The organism is Streptomyces verrucosisporus (assembly GCF_017114865.1).
GTDB lineage: Bacteria > Actinomycetota > Actinomycetes > Streptomycetales > Streptomycetaceae > Streptomyces > Streptomyces fenghuangensis.
Genome location: NZ_JADEYH010000104.1, coordinates 1 through 206 on the forward strand (window position 1 = coordinate 1; position 206 = coordinate 206).

Consider the following 206-nt stretch of genomic DNA (forward strand, 5'->3'; position numbering starts at 1 on the left):
TCCCGGGTGGCGGTGGAGACGCTGATCACCACCGGTCTGGTGCACGTGGCCGGAGAGGTCACCACCGCCGCGTACGCCGACATCCCCACCCTGGTGCGCAACAAGATCCTCGCCATCGGCTACGACTCGTCCAAGAAGGGTTTCGACGGGGCCTCGTGCGGGGTGTCGGTGTCCATCGGGGCGCAGTCCCCGGACATCGCCCAGGG

At 68.9% G+C, this 206-nt stretch carries 1 protein-coding gene; it reads left to right on the plus strand.

Annotated elements, in window-relative coordinates:
• Positions 1 to 206, plus strand: a 206-nt coding sequence (locus tag IQ279_RS27635) for an S-adenosylmethionine synthetase N-terminal domain-containing protein (RefSeq protein WP_241028862.1), incomplete at both ends; no start/stop codon positions are given.